This is a genomic window from Brachybacterium sp. SW0106-09, from assembly GCF_001293905.1.
Taxonomy (GTDB): Bacteria; Actinomycetota; Actinomycetes; order Actinomycetales; family Dermabacteraceae; genus Brachybacterium; species Brachybacterium conglomeratum.
In genome coordinates this window covers 64189-78267 of sequence record NZ_BCAK01000058.1, presented here as the reverse complement: position 1 = coordinate 78267, position 14079 = coordinate 64189, and the positions used below count along the sequence as shown (strand labels likewise).

Below are 14079 nucleotides of genomic sequence, written 5' to 3'. Positions count from 1 at the left end.
CAGGACCCGGCGGGGCCGATCCGCGGACCCGTCGCTGTGGAAGGAGAAGCATGCCCCAGAACGTGTTCCCCCTCGACTCCGCGAAGCCCTTCACCGAGCAGAAGATCCTCGGTCACAACCGCTGGCACCCGGACATCCCGCCGGCCGTCAGCGTCAGGCCCGGCGACACCTTCCGCGTGGACTGCCGCGAGTGGTTCGACGGCTACATCAAGAACGACGACTCCGCCGAGGACATCGCCACCGCGCCCCTGCACACCGTCCACACCCTCTCGGGCCCCTTCCGCATCGAGGGGGCGAAGCCCGGCGACCTGCTGATCGTGGACATCCTCGACGTCGGCCCGATCCCGCAGGAGGACGACGGCCCGCTCGCGGGGCAGGGCTGGGGCTACACCGGCATCTTCGCCAAGCGCAACGGCGGCAGCTTCCTCACCGACCAGTTCCCCGACGCCTACAAGGCCGTGTGGGACTTCCGCGGGGAGAGGGCGACCTCCCGCCACGTCCCCGGTGTCGAGTTCACCGGCATGATCCACCCCGGCCTGATGGGCACCGCCCCCTCGCCGGAGCTGCTGGGGAGGTGGAACTCCCGCGAGGCGGCGCTGATCGCGACCGACCCGGACCGCGTGCCGGCACTCGCCCTGCCGCCCGAGCCGGACGGCGCGATCCTCGGCGGGGTCCCCGACGGCGAGTTCGACCGGGTCGCGGGGGAGGGCGCCCGCACCGCACCGCCGCGCGAGAACGGCGGCAACCAGGACATCAAGAACCTCACCCGCGGCACCAGGATCTTCTACCCGGTGTTCGTGGACGGGGCGAACTTCTCCGTCGGCGACCTGCACTTCAGCCAGGGTGACGGCGAGATCACCTTCTGCGGCGGCATCGAGATGGGCGGGTTCATCGACCTGCACGTCGACGTGATCCCCGGCGGGATGGAGAAGTACAACGTCGCCGAGAACGCGATCTTCATGCCCGGGAACACCGCCCCGCAGCACTCGCAGTGGCTGAGCTTCTCCGGCACCTCGGTCACCCTCGACGGCGAGCAGCGCTATCTCGACTCGCACCTCGCCTACCAGCGGGCGTGCCTGCACGCGATCGAGTACCTGACCACCTTCGGCTGGTCGGCCGAGCAGGCCTACCTGCTGCTCGGTGCCGCGCCGATCGAGGGCCGGTTCTCCGGCGTGGTCGACATCCCCAACGCCTGTGCGACCGTCTACTTGCCGCTGGACATCTTCGACATCGACATCCGCCCCGGGTCGGGCGAGGTGCCGAGGATCGATCCGGGCATCGGCGCGCCGCGCGCGAGCGTCGGCTGACCCCGAGGACCCGGCCGACAGGGGCGGGCAGAGCACCGACCGACGAGCGACGGCGGCGGGTCCGGGGCGCGTCCCGGGCCCGCCGGCGCGGCATCCGCGAGAGGCTTCCGGGATGACCGCCCCCGCCCTCCTGCTGCTCAACGGCGCGCCCGGCAGCGGCAAGTCCACCCTCGCCGCGCTGCTCGCGGCCCGGCGCCCGCTCGCGCTCGCCCTCGACGTCGACCAGCTGAAGCACTCCCTCGGCGGCTGGGAGGAGGACCTGCACCGCTCCGGGCTCCAGGCACGGCGCCTCGCCCTCGCGCTCGCCGGCAGGCACCTGGCCGACGGGCACGACGTGCTGATCGGCCAGTACCTCGCCCGCCCCGCCTTCCTCGACCAGCTCGCCCAGCTCGCCGCCGAGGCCGGGGCACGCGTCGTCGAGGCCGCGCTCGTGGCCGACGAGGCAACCCTCGCCGCGCGCCTCGCCTCCCGCCGCACCGCGCCCGACCGGCCCGAGCAGGCGGCGAACGATCGCCACGTCGGCCCCGGCGACGCCGCGGCGCACCTCGCCGCGCTCGACGCCCTGCTGGAGGGGCGACCTCGCGTCCACCGGCTCGATGCCCGCCTGCCCCGCGAGGAGCTGGCGGACGCGCTCGGCCGTATCCTGGACGCTCCCGCGAGCAAGGAGCACCGCCCATGACCGCCGCCGCCACCCCGCGCACCGCCGCCGAGCTCGAGGCCGAGGTCGCCGCCCTGCACGAGGAGCTCGCCGCGCTCGCCGACGACCGGATGCGCGCGGTGAACGAGAAGCACGGCGACGACCACGCCGTGAACCTCACCAAGCTCCGCGCGGTCGCGAAGCGGCTGAGGACCCGGCCCGACCTCGCCCGCGCCCTGTGGGAGACGCCTGCCGCGGACTCCACCCCGAAGCTGCTGGCGCTGCTGATCTCCCGCCCGAAGCAGTACGGCGAGGAGGAGCTCGATGCGATGCTGCGCGAGGCGCCGACGCCGAAGGTCCACGAGTGGCTGGTCAGCTACATGGTCAAGAAGAGCCCGCACCGCGAGGCGCTGCGCGAGGCCTGGTTCGCCGACGCCGACCCCGTCGTCGCGAGCGCCGGATGGGCGCTCACCAGCGACCGGATCGCGAAGACCCCGGCGGGTGAGGCGCCCGAGGGGATCGATCTCGATGCGCTCCTCGACCAGATCGAGGCGGAGATGAAGGACGCCCCCGAGCGCCTGCAGTGGGCGATGAACCAGTGCCTCGCCGCGATCGGCATCCACGACCAGGCCAGGCGCGAGCGCGCCATCGCGATCGGCGAGCGGCTCGAGGTGCTGAAGGACTACCCGACCCCGCCGAAATGCACCTCGCCCTTCGCCCCGCTCTGGATCGACGAGATGGTGCGCCGCGCCGAGCAGCGCTGAGACCGGCGGCGCCGCGCCGCGCGCGGGATCAGCGGGTCCGTGCGAACCACTCCAGCGCGAGCGCGGTGACCTCCTCCGGCGCGTCGTCGGTGAGGAAGTGCGCGGCGTCCTCGACGAAGGCGAGTTCGACGCGGTCCGCGCAGCGCGGTGCATGCCGGCTGATGCGGCGCACCACCGGCTCCGTCCAGGGGCGGTCCTGGTGGCCGAAGACCACCATCGTCGGCACCGCGAGGCGGCGCCGACGGTAGTGCCCGGCGCTCATCCGGAGCGCCTCGGGCAGGATCTGCCGCCAGGTCAGCGTGCGGACGGCCGCCTCGACCTCCGCGCGCCGCTGCGGCGCGAGGTGGCGATCCTTCACCTCCTCCGTCATGCCGCGTGCGACATAGGCGGGGGAGAAGATCCTGCGCAGCGAGGTCCCGCGTCGGTGGAGCAGGAACTGCGGCAGGTGCCGGAAGCCCGGCACGATCCGCGGGGAGAAGGCGAAGAACGCCGGCGGCACCGAGAGCTGCACCGCGGAGAGCACCCGCTCGGGATGCCCGTAGCTCAGCTGCATCGCGGTGAGCGCCCCCATGTCGTGGCTGAGCAGCCGCACGCGCTCGATCCCGAGGGCGTCCAGCAGCGCGAGCACGTCCCGCAGCCGGGAGGTGCGGTCGAGGGCGGGGGAGTCCGCCTCCGTCCACCCCGCTCCGCGCAGGTCCGGGATCAGGGCGCGGTACCCGGCCGAGGCCAGACCCGTCGCCACGTCCCGCCACTGCCACCAGCGCTCGGGGAACCCGTGCAGGAGCAGCACCGGCTCGCCCTGCCCGCACTCCGCCAGATGGGTGCGCAGGCCGGGCGCGGCGATCCTGCGATGGGTGATGCCGTCGGCCGGAGGGAGCGGCGGGGACCAGGCGCGGCCCTCGGGGGAGGCCAGGTGGAGGGACTCGGATGCGCTCATGACGACGCTCCTCGAGGGGGAGTCCTCGGGGCGAGGGCTACTATGGGCATAGTAGATCGAGTGCGGGCGCAGAGGAAGAGGGGAGCCCATGGCGGCCACGACGAAGGAGCGGAGCCTCGAGGCGGCCGTCGCGCTGCTGGGCGAGGAGGGGATCCGCGCGCTCACCCACGCGCGGATCGACGCCCGCGCTGAGCTGCCCGCCGGCTCGACCTCGAACTGGTTCCGCACCCGCCGCGCCCTCCTCGCCGGGGTCGTGGACCACATCGCCGAGCGCGAGCGGGCCGACGCCGACCCCTCGGCGCTACCCGACCTCACCGCCCCGGCGCAGCTCGCGGACCTGCTCGCACGCATGCTCGAGGTGCTGAGCGGACCCCTCGCCGCCCGCACCCGCGCCAGCTACGCGCTCTTCCTCGAGATCGGCGCCGACGAGGAGCTGGCCGCGCCCCTGCACCGACAGCGCGCGGCCTTCGAGGCCTGGACCGAGCAGATCACGGCCGACGTCGGCCTCGCGGACCCCGTCCCCGCCGCGCGGGCGCTGATGGCGTTGTGCGACGGGCTGCTGCTGCACCGGCTCACCGTCGACCCGGCCCTCGAGGTCCGGCCCGTGCTCGAGCGCGCGGTGCGCGACCTCGCGAGGAGCTGAGGGGCCGACGGGCTGCGGGGACCGCCGCGACGCGCGGGGTCAGTCTCCGTCCGCCGGGGCGGGGGAGACCTGCACCCGCAGCGCCTTGTGGTCGGTGCCCGGGATCGTCAGATAGCTCGGCACGGGGCCCTCGACACCGGGGCCGACGAGCGCATGGTCGATCCGGGCGAAGGGCGGCACGCTGCGGCCGACGGGCCAGGTCGGCTCCCACAGCCCCTCCCCGCGGCCCCGCCCGGGGACGGCGAGGGAGCGCAGGGAGCCGTCGGCCGTGAGCTCGCGCATCGTGAGATGCTGCGCGATCGCGTTGAAGTCCCCGACCAGCAGCAGGTTCTCCTCGGCGTACGGCGCCACCATCTCGCCGACCGCTGCGGCATCGGCGGTCCATGACTCCGCGCCCATCTGCGGCGGCGCCGTGTGGATCACGCCGAGGTGCCAGCGCGTGCCGTCGACCGTCGTGGCGGCGAGGAGGTTGTCGAAGACGGTGCCCTCCGTGGAGTCGACCAGATCGACAGGGGTGCGGGAGAGCAGCATCGTCCCGCCCGCATCGTCGCGGGCGGTGCCGACATGATGCGGGAAGTTTTCCAGCAGGCCCGACGTCTCGAGAGCCTCCTCGAACTCCGGCGTCACCTCCTGCAGCGCGATCGCGTCCACCCCCTGCTCGGCGAGACGGGTGATCTCGTCGATGTCGGCGCCGCCGTACTCGATGTTCGACGAGAGCACGGTGAGCGTGCCCTCGGGGGTGACCTGCGGGGTGTCCGACCGCTCCGGGGCGGGGAGCATCGGCCAGGCCGTCACCGCTGCGAGCACGAGGGTGAGCGCCGCGGCGAGCAGTCGCCACCGGGCGCGCAGGAGCAGCACGAGTCCTAGCGCCGCGACCAGCAGCGGCAGCCAGAGCAATGGGATGAACGACGCGGCGGCGATGAGGTACTCGTGCCAGGTGTGGATCACGGTGACCCGCCGCAGCACGAGCAGCGCCGCGGCGCCGAGCACGCCCAGGACCAGCAGCACCCAGCCCGCGCCGCGGACCGCGCGGCCGATCATGCCGCCGGCCCGTCGGTCGAGGAGGTGCCGGTGCCGCCCTCGGCGGCGAGGAAGGTCTGTGGATCCACGGGCCGCCGCGCCCGCGGCAGCGTCTCGACGACCAGAAGGTAGGAGTCCGTGACGAGCTCGCGCACGAACTCCGCCTCGAGCCCGCCGGGGTTCAACGTGATCCAGTGCCGCTTGTTCATGTGATAGCCGGGCGTGATCTCCGGGTGCGCCCCGCGCAGCGCCTCGGCGTCGCGCGGCTCGGCCTTCACCACCGCGACGGGCGTCCCCTTCGCCTCGGTGAGCAGCAAGAACATCTTCCCGAGCACCTTCGCGACGTCATAGTCCGGACCGAACGGAAGCGTCATCTTCGCGGCCGGAAGCTCCTCGGCCCGTGCTCGAGCCACCTGCTGCAGCGCGGTCCCGTCCATCGCCACTCCTCTCATCCCTGCTGCTGGATGATGCCGATCTTCTGCCACACCTTGCGGGCCATGTCCGAGGTGAGCGCCTCGATGCCCTCGACCGCGTCGAGCACGTCGCCGTCGGTGGTGTGCTCCGCGAACAGGGCCGCGCTCTTGCCCACGAGCGAGAGCATCTCCGTGCAGAAGTCGAGATAGCGGGTCAGCTCCGTGCGGTCCAGGTCCAGCCCGCCGTCCGCGCGCGAGCCGCGCTCGAGCCGCTCGGGCACCTTGGTCAGCTGGTGCATGTCGATCACGTGGGCCAGGGAGCGCAGACGGTGCAGGATCCGCAGCACGCGCGCCCGCTCCATCCTCTCCGGGATCCGCAGCAGGAAGAACACCGCGATCCCGCCGAAGACGAGGTCGTTGATGATCGTCTCGAGCAGCGGGAGCACGTCCAGCGGGCCCAGCACGTCACGCTCCGCGAACAGGTCCACCGCCGCGAGCGCGACAGCCCCGCCGAGGAACAGCGTGACCGCGAGCATCGCGAGCCGTGAGAGCAGTCGGGCGAGCCGCACCCGTCGGCGGCTGATGCCGGTGCCGGCGTTGATCTCGTCCACGAGCCCCACCACCTCCCGGCACACCTCCCACAGAGTGCGATCGGGGAAGCGGGTCATGATCCGGTGTTCGAGCGCCGCGGCCGAGCGGCGCACCGCCTGCCCGTCCAGGCGCTGGAAGCGGCTCGAGGAGGGCGGCTCGTCGGAGTGGTCTTCAGGGCGGGGCGCGGGGGCCGACGGGTCGGTGGTCGGAGACATGCAGCGAGGCTAAGGGATCCGACGGGAACGGGAGTGCGTCGACCCCGAGCTCACCCGGGGACCCCTCGAGCGCCCGCAGGTCCGCGCCGGGACCGTCGGCCTCGGCGACGGCCCACCGAGGGCGCGCAGGGCCACGGAGGCAGCACTGACCTGCCGACCATCGAGGAGGGGCTGATGCGTCAACGGGGCGGCATGGCGGTCTGGGTGCCCCGCTGAGGGGACCATCGGCCGCCAGCGGGCAGCGCAACTCGCACGGTCCTGGATCGGGACGCCCCGGGTATCGGCTCCACAGCCGTGGCCACGGCTGTGGAGCCGATCGGGGCTGCACCCCGATGTCAATCGAGGCTGATGCTCTAGGTGGTCTCGCCGGGCAGCTTGTACGCGATCACGTCGACGTTCTGGATGCTCGGCTCGGTGCTGAACAGATCAGCTCCCTGTGCAGCGAGTGCCTGACCGACGCCACCGGAGAGGTGGGTCTGGCGGGCCTCGTCGTCGGGGAACACGTCGAAGATCCCGAAGGTCGATTCGTCGAACTGCAGGGCGAACCAGGCCTGCGTACCCTCCTCCTGCTCGACGATGGGTCGGGCGCTGCGGAGGAAGTCCGCGACGTCCTGCTCCTTCCCGGGCTTGGCGTGCACGACGACCGACAATGCAACGTTGATCATGTTTTCCTCACTTGTCCTGGCTGAACAGCTCGATCATCGCGGCGTTGAAGGCCGGGAGATCCTCGGGCGAGCGGCTGGTGATCAGGTTCCCGTCGCGCGCCACCTCTTCGTCGACGACGTTCGCTCCGGCATTGCGCAGGTCGGTGCGGATGCTCGGGTACGAGGTCAGCGTCCGACCCTTCGCGACACCGGCCTCGATCAGCGTCCACGGTCCGTGGCAGATCGCGGCGACCGGCTTGTCGGCGGCCATGACGTCGCGCACGAATCCGACTGCGTCGGTGTCCACGCGCAGCTGATCGGGGTTGACCGTGCCGCCGGGAAGCAGCAGGGCGTCGTACTCGTCGGCCGAGGCGGACTTCACCAGGGCATCGACCGGGAATGTCCCGGCCTCGTCCAGGTCGTTCTCGCGGGCCTTGATCTCGCCCTCGTGCAGCGAGAGCAGCACGGTCGTGGCCCCGGCGTCCTGCAGAGCCTGTCGCGGCTGCTCGAGCTCCACGCGCTCGACGCCGTCCGCGGCCAGGATCGCGATCCGTTTCCCTCGTAATTCGTCTGCCATGTTCTGCTCCGTTCTGTGGGAGGTGACGGCCTGCCCGTGCGGGCGAGCCGCACGCTGTCCGTACCGGGCAACGTGGTTCGGGTGCAGGACGACTCGCGTGCAGTCGTCATTGCGCTCATCGGAGTGCCGGCAGGCGTTGGCTGCCGATTCTCGGGCCGGATCCTGGGAGACGGTCAAGAAGCTTCGGCCCTGTGGTCGACGATGACCTTCCGCCATCGACGGTTGTCGTTCTTCACCGGGGCCTGGCCGGATGTGAGCGCCGGGCCCGCATTCCAGCCTAGACCTCGTTGGTCAGGGACGGGCCGCACGTGGCCATCTCGTTCTGGACGCCTGGGCGCCTGGGCGCCGGGACACCGGAGCACGAAGACGTCGGCGACTCCGATGCCGCCGGGGGGACCGCGCCGATCGCATCCGGCGATTCGGGCCCGTCCCCGGATCTCCGGTCGGGCACGACGCACGGGATCGGCCGTGGAGTCGTCGACGGCTATGGCGACCTCTTGTCGACGAGCTCGACGTCATCGTTCTCCATCTCGACCCAGGCCTGGCGGGCCCGCAGGCAGTCCTGGCCGCCGGAGGGAGCTCGCAGCCTTCCGACTCTCACATCCGGGAGGTGGCCTCCTGGAGCGCGGCCTCGAGGTACGGTGCCGACGCACCGGCTCCGGACGAGGCGACCTGCGCGGGCGTGCCCGAGGCGACCACCGTGCCGCCATCGTCTCCCGCGCCGGGCCCGAGGTCGATGACGTGGTCGGCCACGGCGACGATGCGCATGTCGAGCTCGACCGCGACGACGGTGTTGCCTGCGTCCACGAGGGTCTGGAGATGCGTCACGAGCCGGTCGGAATCGGCGCTGTGCAGCCCGGACGTCGGCTCGTCCAGGACGTAGAGGGTGTCCCCGCGCTGGGATCGTTGGAGCTCGGAGGCGAGCTTCACCCGCTGCGCCTCACCTCCGGACAACTCGGTGGCCGGCTGTCCGAGACGGAGATATCCGAGGCCCACATCGATCAGTGCCGTGAGCGAGCGCATGATGTCGAACTCGCCGTGGAAGAAGTCGTGGGCCTCCTCGACGCTCATGGCGAGGATCTCCGCGATGTTGCGGCCGCGCCAGGCGATCTCCAACGTGCTGGACTGGTAGCGGGTGCCGTGGCAGTCGGGGCACTCGGTGTAGACCGAGGGGAGGAAGAGCAGCTCCACCATGACTGATCCTTCGCCCTTGCAGGTAGGGCAGCGACCACCGGTGACGTTGAAGGAGAATCTGCCCGCCTTGTACCCGCGAGCGCGAGCCTCGGGCGTCTCCGCGAACCTCCGCCTCACGTGGTCGAACAGGCCCGTATAGGTGGCGACGTTCGAGCGTGGGGTGCGACCGATGGGCTTCTGGTCGATGCTCACGACACGCCGCACCCCCGCGACGTCGCCGCGGATCTCTCCCTCGAGCTCATCGGGCTCGTCCGACAGCAGGAGCTCGTCCCCTTCGGGGGCGGCGGCACCCTCCGCCTGGTCGGCTCGTCCCTGCCGTTCGCCGAGCAGCGCGGGCAGTGCCTGGCTGACCAGGCTGGACTTGCCTGATCCCGAGACTCCGGTGACGGCGGTGAACACCCCGAGCGGGAAGGAGATCGACACGTCGCGCAGGTTGTTGCGCGTGACGTTCTCGAGCTGCAGCCATCCCTGCGGCTCCCGGGGCGTCCGCCGGGGCAGGCCGCTGCCCCCGAAGACATAGCCGCGGGTCACGGACTCCTCCACCTCGGCGAGCCCTTCGTAGGGCCCGCTGTAGACGACGCGGCCGCCGCGCTCACCCGCGCCGGGCCCGATGTCTACCAGCCAGTCGGCGTGCCGCATCACATCCACCGAATGCTCCACCACGAACAGGCTGTTGCCCCGGCGCTTGAGCCCGTCGAGGATGCCGAGCAGAGCGCTGACGTCCTGCGGATGAAGACCCGCGGACGGCTCATCGAGCACATAGACCACACCGAACAGCTCAGAGGTCAGCTGGGTCGCGAGTCGCAGTCGCTGCAGCTCCCCGCCGGAGAGGGTGGGGGTGGTGCGGCCCAGGGAGAGGTACCCCAGACCCAGATCGATGATCGGACGCAGTCTGTTGACGAGCTCCGCGCCCAATCGCGCTGTCGCGGCCAGCTTCTCGACCGAGCGGTCAGGGGACATGCGCGCGTCCTCGACGGCCGCGGGGGCGGATCCTCCGGCGTCGATCCGCTGCCCGGCGTCGCGTCGGTCATCCTGGCCACCTGTGCGGCCCGCCGACTCAGCCCCGTCGAGAGCGCCGGTGGCCCGTACGACCGCCTGGTCGATCAGCGTGGAGAGCTCCGCGAGCGGCAGAGCGGAGAGATCTGCGACGTCGAGACCCTCGAACGTCACGGACAGGGACTCCGGCTTCAGCCGCTTCCCCTGGCAGGCAGGGCAGGGAGCGACCGAGAGGAACTCCGCCACGCGTCGCTTCATCGACTCGCTCTTGGTGTTCGCGAAGGTGTCGAGCACGTACCGACGCGCGCCGACGAAGGTGCCCGAGTAGCTCGGTTCGATGCCCGCCGCGGTCGCGGCCCGGGCCTCGGAGAGTGTGAGCCGCGAGTGGACCGGGACATACGGCGTCTCATCCGTGTAGAGGATCCAGTCCCGATCCTCCTTCGGCAGATCCTTCCAGGGCACATCGACGTCGTAGCCGAGCGCGACGAGCACATCGCGCAGCTGATGACCGTGCCAGGCCGTCGGCCAGGAGGCGATGGCCCGCTCGCGGATCGTCAATGAAGGGTCCGGCACCATCGTGTCCTCGGTGACCTCGTACACCCGGCCGATGCCGTGGCACTCCGGGCATGCGCCCTGCACGGTGTTGGCGGAGAAGTCCTCGGCGTAGAGCATCGGCTGATCATCGGGGTAGTGGCCGGCCCGGGAGTAGAGCATGCGCACCAGCGAGGAGAGCGTGGTGATGCTGCCCACCGAGGACCGCGCGCTGCGGCCTCCACGCTGCTGCTGAAGAGCGACGGCCGGCGGCATGCCCGTGATGGAGTCGACGTCCGGGACACCGGCCTGGTCGATGAGGCGACGGGCGTAGGGAGCGACGGACTCGAGGTAGCGGCGCTGGGACTCCGCGAACAGGGTTCCGAAGGCCAGGGAGGACTTCCCCGATCCCGAGACCCCGGTGAACACCACCAGCGCGTCGCGGGGCACCGTCAGGTCGATGTCCTGGAGGTTGTGCTCGCGCGCGCCGAGAACCTGCACGTCGGGCTGAACGGGTGAGGAGTCCGACGATGCGGATCTGCGTGCTTCGACCATGCCGGCGAGACTAGCAACGCGTTCCACCGATCGGTCGGTGCATGCCCCAGTCCTCCACGGTCCACCTGCCCGTGGTGCCTGTCGCCGCAGCCGCGGCGGGCACCTCGATGGAGGGCGAGGTTCCCTCTGCCCTATGCTCGAGGAGAGCCGAGGTCGCGGGCGACGGGCATCCATATGACCGTGGCACTTCCGCGACCGGGCCATCCCCAACTGGAGGAGAACGTCATGGCAAGCAGCAACCGCGCCGTCGTGTTCCAGAACGTCAAGGACATGCGCGTCGAGTCCCTCGACTTCCCGAAGCTCGAGATGCCGAACGGCAGGAGCGCCCCGCACGGAGTCATCCTCAAGATCGTCGCCACCAACATCTGCGGTTCCGACCTGCACATCTACCGCGGGTCCTTCCCTGTCCCCCAGGGCATGGTCGTGGGCCACGAGATGACCGGAGAAGTCCTCGAGGTCGGCCCCGACGTCGAGTTCCTCTCCGAGGGCGACCTGGTCTCGGTCCCCTTCAACGTCGCCTGCGGCCGATGCCGCAATTGCCGCGCCCGCCACACCGAGGTGTGCGAGACCGTGAACCCCGACGCGGCCTGCGGCGCCTACGGGTTCAACCTGGGCGACTTCCAGGGTGGGCAGGCGGAGTACCTGTTCGTCCCCTACGCCGACTTCCAGCTGCTCCGTTTCCCGGACAAGGACCAGGCCATGGAGAAGATCCGTGACCTCGCCCTGCTCTCGGACATCCTGCCCACCGCGTTCCACGGCCTCATGGAGGCCGGGGCGAAGCCCGGCTCGACCGTCTACATCGCCGGCGCCGGTCCCGTCGGTCGCTGCGGCGCCGCGGCAGCCCGTCTCCTGGGCGCTTCCTGCATCATCGTCGGTGACTACCATCAGGACCGGCTGGACCTGGTGAAGAACAACGGCTGCGAGACCATCGACCTGAACCAGGACGTGCCGCTGACCGATCAGATCGAGGCCATCCTCGGCGAACCCATGGTGGACTGCGCCGTCGACTACGTCGGCAACGAAGCCCACGGGATCGGCCGTGAGGCCGAGGACATGAACCCGGCCCACGCCATCAACCAGGTCATGGACGCCACCCGCGCAGGCGGTGCCACCGGCATCGTCGGCGTCTACGGCCCCGACCCGCTGGCCTCGTCCAAGGCCGAGCAGGAGGGCACCTTCTCGCTCGACTTCGGCAAGGCGTGGATCAAGTCGCCTCGGATCTCCGGCGGCCAGGCCCCGATCATGCACTACAACCGTGAACTGATGATGTCGATCCTGTGGGACCGCATGCCCTACCTCAGCGACATGCTCAACACCAAGGTCATCAGCCTCGACGAGGCCCCCGACGCCTACGCGAAGTTCGATGCCGGTGTCTCGGAGAAGTTCATCATCGATCCCCACGGCATGATCCCCGCCTGATCCCGGGCCGTCATGCACCCGGCCCGCGATCGTCGCTCCAGCGGCGGTCGCGGGCCGGCTCTGTGCACGGATCCGTCGCCGATCCCGTCCTGGACGATGCCCGGCGCGGGCCTGGGGCAGGTGGGGCCGGCATGCCGGAGCTCAGCGGCAGGGATGAGTGCTCCGACCGACGCCGATGCCGGGCACGCCTCGGCACGCCCTGCGGGGAGGAGGATCACGTGGCGCTCTGCGCCACGCGGGGATCGACTGCGGCATCAGTCCACCGCACCCGGTGGGAGGGGGCAGGGGCCGGGCGTGCCGTCACCTGCCCTCTCTCCACGGGATGCGGTGGGCGGTGGTCACCTGATGGCGGAGCGGATGGCGGCGGCCGCGCCGGCGACGTCCGATGCGCTGTAGATGGCGCTGCCCGCGACGGCCACGTCTGCTCCCGCCCGCTGGACGGCCTCGACGGAGTCCGCACTGACGCCGCCGGCGACGGAGAACGGGACCTCGGCGGCCTCGCCGGCGGCGAGCAGGGCGTCGAGGCTGTAGCCGTCCTCCGCCTGCTCGTCGAGGCCGGCGTGCATCTCCACGAACACGGCGCCGAGGGCGACGACCTCTCGGGCCCGTGCGGCCTTGTCGGCCACGCCGATCAGATCGACGACGACGCCCTTGCCGTGCTTGGTCGCCGCGGCGACCGCGCCGGCGATCGTGCTGTCACCGGCGACGCCGAGCACGGTGACCAGATCCGCTCCGGCAGAGAAGGCGATGTCAGCTTCCAGCTCGCCGGCATCCATGGTCTTGAGATCGGCGAAGACGGTCTTGTCGGGGTGGGCGGCCTTGACCGCCGTGATCGCCGCGAGGCCCTCGCTCTTGATCAGAGGGGTGCCGAGCTCGAGGATGTCGACGTAGGGGGCGGCCTTCGCGGCGAGGTCGAGGGCGGACTCGGTGGTCAGGGTGTCCATGGCGAACTGCAGTCGCATATCAGGGTGTCTCTTTCTCGTGGTGGTGTCGATGATGGAACGGGGAAGAAAGGTCATTCGAGGTTGGCATGACGGGGCCAGAGCGCATCCGCACTCTGACCGCTCTTCTGCCACAGGACGTCGAAGAGAGCGTCGCCGACGAGGACGAGGAGCTGCTCGAAGAGGCTGCCGGCGTACTGGGCCGACTGCTGCTCGGACCGGTCTGTCTTCGTCGCCGCACGGATGACCAGGACGGCGTGGGACAGCTGAGCAAGCGGTGACTCGGGGTCGGTCGTGATCCCGATGACGCGGGCGCCGACGGATCGCGCCGTCTCAGCCGCGCTCACCACTCCCGAGGTCGTGCCGGAACCGCTGGCGGTCAGGAGCAGGTCGCCCTCTCCGATCGCCGGGGTCGTCGTCTCACCGACGACGTGGACCTGCAGCCCGAGGTGCATGAGGCGCATGGCCGTCATACGCAGCGCGAGCCCGGAGCGCCCGGCGCCGTGGACGAAGACCCGCCGGACGTCCGCTGTCAGCTCGACGGCGGCCGCGAGCGCGGGCGCGTCGGGCAGGGCAGCTGTCCCCTCGATCTCGTTGACGATCCGCGTCAGCGAATCCTGGATGCTTCGTTCTTCCATGCCGACCATCTTGGGCCGGTCTGCGGTGGTCCACTGCTGCCCGATGAGCGGGGTGCC

General features: G+C 71.1%; 14 protein-coding genes. 5 read left to right on the top strand and 9 right to left on the bottom strand.

Annotated features, from left to right (window positions below):
• Positions 1-50 precede the first annotated feature (50 nt).
• The 3 genes from fmdA (at position 51) to Y09_RS15915 (ending at position 2708) form a co-directional block, all read left to right on the top strand.
• On the top strand, positions 51-1307 hold the full coding sequence (fmdA, locus tag Y09_RS15925) for a formamidase (RefSeq protein WP_053918847.1): 1257 nt from the start codon (positions 51-53) through the stop codon (positions 1305-1307).
• 112 nt (positions 1308-1419) lie between these two features.
• Positions 1420-1986, top strand: a complete 567-nt coding sequence (locus Y09_RS15920) for an AAA family ATPase (protein WP_053918846.1) — start codon at positions 1420-1422, stop codon at positions 1984-1986.
• Positions 1983-2708 carry a DNA alkylation repair protein gene (locus Y09_RS15915; protein ID WP_082358928.1) on the top strand — a complete coding sequence of 242 codons (726 nt, stop codon included), beginning with the start codon at positions 1983-1985 and terminating at the stop codon, positions 2706-2708. The genes Y09_RS15920 and Y09_RS15915 overlap by 4 nt, the downstream gene beginning before the upstream one ends.
• 28 nt (positions 2709-2736) lie before the next feature.
• Here the strand turns inward: Y09_RS15915 and Y09_RS15910 are convergent, their stop codons facing one another.
• Entirely contained in the window at positions 2737-3645 is a 909-nt protein-coding gene (locus Y09_RS15910) for an alpha/beta fold hydrolase (RefSeq protein WP_053918845.1), read from the bottom strand.
• A gap of 88 nt (positions 3646-3733) precedes the next feature.
• Here Y09_RS15910 and Y09_RS15905 point away from each other — a divergent pair, with 88 nt between their 5' ends.
• Positions 3734-4288, top strand: a complete 555-nt coding sequence (locus Y09_RS15905) for a TetR/AcrR family transcriptional regulator (protein ID WP_053918844.1) — start codon at positions 3734-3736, stop codon at positions 4286-4288.
• 39 nt (positions 4289-4327) lie between these two features.
• On the opposite strand, the gene Y09_RS15900 is transcribed toward Y09_RS15905, so the two are convergent.
• From Y09_RS15900 to Y09_RS15875, 6 genes are all read right to left on the bottom strand, one after another.
• Complete coding sequence (locus tag Y09_RS15900) at positions 4328-5329, bottom strand: endonuclease/exonuclease/phosphatase family protein (RefSeq protein ID WP_053918843.1); 1002 nt, start codon at positions 5327-5329, stop codon at positions 4328-4330.
• Positions 5326-5745, bottom strand: coding sequence for an MmcQ/YjbR family DNA-binding protein (locus tag Y09_RS15895; protein ID WP_053918842.1), 420 nt, complete (start codon positions 5743-5745; stop codon positions 5326-5328). The genes Y09_RS15900 and Y09_RS15895 overlap by 4 nt, the downstream gene beginning before the upstream one ends.
• Positions 5746-5756: 11 nt before the next feature.
• Entirely contained in the window at positions 5757-6527 is a 771-nt protein-coding gene (locus Y09_RS15890) for a hypothetical protein (RefSeq protein ID WP_053918841.1), read from the bottom strand.
• Positions 6528-6880: 353 nt separating this feature from the next.
• Positions 6881-7192 (bottom strand): putative quinol monooxygenase, encoded by a 312-nt coding sequence (locus tag Y09_RS15885; RefSeq protein ID WP_053918840.1) that lies wholly within the window; start codon positions 7190-7192, stop codon positions 6881-6883.
• Positions 7193-7199: 7 nt separating this feature from the next.
• A complete protein-coding gene (locus Y09_RS15880) occupies positions 7200-7748 on the bottom strand; it encodes a type 1 glutamine amidotransferase domain-containing protein (protein ID WP_010550963.1) in 549 nt (182 codons plus the stop codon).
• 597 nt (positions 7749-8345) lie between these two features.
• Complete coding sequence (locus Y09_RS15875; protein WP_053918839.1) at positions 8346-11024, bottom strand: excinuclease ABC subunit UvrA; 2679 nt, start codon at positions 11022-11024, stop codon at positions 8346-8348.
• Positions 11025-11249: 225 nt separating this feature from the next.
• Between Y09_RS15875 and Y09_RS15870 the strand changes: the two genes are divergently transcribed.
• Positions 11250-12443: an alcohol dehydrogenase catalytic domain-containing protein gene (locus tag Y09_RS15870; protein ID WP_053918838.1), complete on the top strand. Its 1194-nt coding sequence runs from the start codon at positions 11250-11252 to the stop codon at positions 12441-12443.
• A gap of 338 nt (positions 12444-12781) precedes the next feature.
• Here the strand turns inward: Y09_RS15870 and hxlA are convergent, their stop codons facing one another.
• Both hxlA and hxlB read right to left on the bottom strand, forming a co-directional pair.
• Positions 12782-13405, bottom strand: a complete 624-nt coding sequence (hxlA, locus tag Y09_RS15865) for a 3-hexulose-6-phosphate synthase (protein WP_010550966.1) — start codon at positions 13403-13405, stop codon at positions 12782-12784.
• Positions 13406-13458: 53 nt separating this feature from the next.
• Positions 13459-14031 (bottom strand): 6-phospho-3-hexuloisomerase, encoded by a 573-nt coding sequence (hxlB, locus tag Y09_RS15860; protein WP_053918837.1) that lies wholly within the window; start codon positions 14029-14031, stop codon positions 13459-13461.
• Between the last annotated feature and the right edge of the window lie 48 nt (positions 14032-14079).

Bases quoted from the DNA above. Each gene is read 5' to 3' on its own strand.
- Y09_RS15885 (WP_053918840.1), bottom strand. From the start codon at position 7,192: ATGATCAACGTTGCATTGTCGGTCGTCGTGCACGCCAAGCCCGGGAAG.
- Y09_RS15920 (WP_053918846.1), top strand. From the start codon at position 1,420: ATGACCGCCCCCGCCCTCCTGCTGCTCAACGGCGCGCCCGGCAGCGGC.
- Y09_RS15905 (WP_053918844.1), top strand. From the start codon at position 3,734: ATGGCGGCCACGACGAAGGAGCGGAGCCTCGAGGCGGCCGTCGCGCTG.
- Y09_RS15870 (WP_053918838.1), top strand. From the start codon at position 11,250: ATGGCAAGCAGCAACCGCGCCGTCGTGTTCCAGAACGTCAAGGACATG.
- Y09_RS15900 (WP_053918843.1), bottom strand. From the start codon at position 5,329: ATGATCGGCCGCGCGGTCCGCGGCGCGGGCTGGGTGCTGCTGGTCCTG.
- Y09_RS15890 (WP_053918841.1), bottom strand. From the start codon at position 6,527: ATGTCTCCGACCACCGACCCGTCGGCCCCCGCGCCCCGCCCTGAAGAC.
- Y09_RS15915 (WP_082358928.1), top strand. From the start codon at position 1,983: ATGACCGCCGCCGCCACCCCGCGCACCGCCGCCGAGCTCGAGGCCGAG.
- hxlA (WP_010550966.1), bottom strand. From the start codon at position 13,405: ATGCGACTGCAGTTCGCCATGGACACCCTGACCACCGAGTCCGCCCTC.
- Y09_RS15875 (WP_053918839.1), bottom strand. From the start codon at position 11,024: ATGGTCGAAGCACGCAGATCCGCATCGTCGGACTCCTCACCCGTTCAG.
- Y09_RS15880 (WP_010550963.1), bottom strand. From the start codon at position 7,748: ATGGCAGACGAATTACGAGGGAAACGGATCGCGATCCTGGCCGCGGAC.
- fmdA (WP_053918847.1), top strand. From the start codon at position 51: ATGCCCCAGAACGTGTTCCCCCTCGACTCCGCGAAGCCCTTCACCGAG.
- Y09_RS15895 (WP_053918842.1), bottom strand. From the start codon at position 5,745: ATGGACGGGACCGCGCTGCAGCAGGTGGCTCGAGCACGGGCCGAGGAG.
- hxlB (WP_053918837.1), bottom strand. From the start codon at position 14,031: ATGGTCGGCATGGAAGAACGAAGCATCCAGGATTCGCTGACGCGGATC.
- Y09_RS15910 (WP_053918845.1), bottom strand. From the start codon at position 3,645: ATGAGCGCATCCGAGTCCCTCCACCTGGCCTCCCCCGAGGGCCGCGCC.